Origin of the sequence: Microcystis sp. LE19-10.1B, assembly GCF_027530565.1 — a bacterium.
In the GTDB taxonomy this organism is placed as follows: Bacteria; Cyanobacteriota; Cyanobacteriia; order Cyanobacteriales; family Microcystaceae; genus Microcystis; species Microcystis aeruginosa.
In genome coordinates, this window is the sequence record NZ_JAPZQM010000220.1 from 1 (window position 1) to 1,892 (window position 1,892).

Consider the following 1,892-nt stretch of genomic DNA (forward strand, 5'->3'; position numbering starts at 1 on the left):
ATGAAACTCTTATAGAGAAAGACATTTGGCGATTTTTGTCAATTGTTTTCGATCTAGAGCGAACTAATCAATTAAGTCTCTTGCCAGATAAGGATTTAGTCGATTTATGCTCCCCTATTGAACCATACCAAATAACGAAGAACCGAAATTTTAGTGATTTTCGTCAATTGCTTTCGATCTATTGTTATTTTGCCAGTCTTCTAAAGCACCGATAACAAAACTAGCAGCCGGATGGTCTAGCAATGAATCTAAAGCACTAATACTACCCGCTTTTAAAGCACTGAATATTCTTGTCAAACTTGGGGTTTTGTCTATCTGCTCGACAACCGCATCAGCTAATGCGACTTTACCCTTATAGGTATCAGTAGGATAAGTTGACTCTAATTGTTTTAGTAAAGATTGCATCTCTGCTGCTGCTTCAGCTAGGGTTTGCTTTTTTTCAGAAGCATTAGTTTCCATATCCTGACTTGTTTTACTATTATCACCAATGGCAACTTGGCTTCCATGAATATCACCGAATTTATAGTCTTTACGCTGGTTCATAATAACCTCCTTTCCTGCTCATGAGCTTTGTGTTTGTGATGTTCCTGTACTTTGGGAAAAAGTAGAGCCTGACCCCACAGCGATTTGGCTGTTGGTAATATTTCCCGCCGTAATTCTCGTAACATTATTGATAATACTTATGACCGATCTTTCAAATTCAGATGAGTCAATCCCCTGGCTCTTTAGCAGTTTAATGGTACTGAAAAAAATCCCATTTTGTATTGATTTCCAGTACATCAGGACATCTTGAGTACCATAGTAATCAAAACTAACTTTTAAATCAGTGTTTAATTGGCGGTAACGATTAGCAAAAAATATAAAAATAGCTAAAATAATGAATAAAGGGGAAAAAGCTAAGATAAGAATAATAAGAATAAGGATACCCAAAGGAGTTCTTCTCAGTTGGCTAATAAAGTTTTTAATTGAACGACTTAGAGGATTTTTTGCTAAATTTACTGTTTGTTGTCTCCTGGCTCTTTGACTTAAATCTAGAGGTTCTGCAATGAACTCACGGAAAGTTTGTTCTAATCCATAATTATACTCTTCTTGAAACTCTGCTGCCCGCCGTTGTCGAGCATCATTAAACTTCCAGTAAAAAAGGTAGAAGGAAAATACAACGACATACCATAATGACAACCCTAAATAGATACCAGATGCAAAAATAATAGTACCCAATAGCATCTTTAATGTTCGAGATAATGGACCATCTTCAAGAAGCGAACTCAAACTAAATCTTTGCCGATCAATTCCAGTTAGTATATAAGCTGATGACTCAACAAAAGTGACTTTTCCTGCATTATAAAAGCGCAGAAAGTAAGAAAGAATATAATCTCTTTCTTGGTCAACATATCTATAAATACGATAGGCTCTTTTTTTGCCAGCCACGTCACCCTGTTCTTTAATTAAAAGTGGGTCGTCTAAAAACATTACGGCTGGACGGGAAGTAGTGTTCATCAGCAGCTTCCCATCAGGCTCTAGCTCAAAGCCATCAATATATAAGCGACTCAATATTTCTAGATTTGGTAAATTTAGCTTGTCAATCTCTCGATCAGTGGCTTGATAAAACTGGTCAACGGCAATCTCAATGTATTCTTGAGAATTTTCCCATTCTTCAGATTTTTCTTGATGTTTCTTCTTGCGAGTAATAGGAACCGTCCAGCTAGAGCCAGGAATGATTTCTCCAGAACCAATAAAAGGGTTAGATCCGGCGGCTCTTCGGTTTGTGTTATGCAATGGACGGGGATTATAAGGGATGGAACCCTTATATAGAAAGGCATTTAGCGATTTTTGTCAATTGTTTTTTATCTAGAGCGAACTAATCAATTAAGTCTCTTGCCAGATAAGGATTT

General features: G+C 36.8%; 3 protein-coding genes. 1 reads left to right on the forward strand and 2 read right to left on the reverse strand.

All coding sequences use genetic code 11. The features are described 5' to 3' along the window. On the forward strand, nt 1-215 hold a 215-nt coding region (locus O9332_RS08020), incomplete at its 5' end, for a hypothetical protein (RefSeq protein WP_288024795.1). Here the strand turns inward: O9332_RS08020 and O9332_RS08025 are convergent. Continuing rightward, complete coding sequence (locus O9332_RS08025) at nt 151-543, reverse strand: hypothetical protein (protein ID WP_002760582.1); 393 nt, start codon at nt 541-543, stop codon at nt 151-153. The two genes, O9332_RS08020 and O9332_RS08025, sit on opposite strands and share 65 nt — an antisense overlap. A gap of 18 nt (nt 544-561) precedes the next feature. Then, nucleotides 562-1,776, reverse strand: coding sequence for an AbeC-like domain-containing protein (locus tag O9332_RS08030; protein ID WP_288024799.1), 1,215 nt, complete (start codon nt 1,774-1,776; stop codon nt 562-564). Nucleotides 1,777-1,892 lie beyond the last annotated feature (116 nt).

Coding starts and splice junctions, on each gene's coding strand:
- O9332_RS08025 (WP_002760582.1), bottom strand. CDS start 543: ATGAACCAGCGTAAAGACTATAAATTCGGTGATATTCATGGAAGCCAA.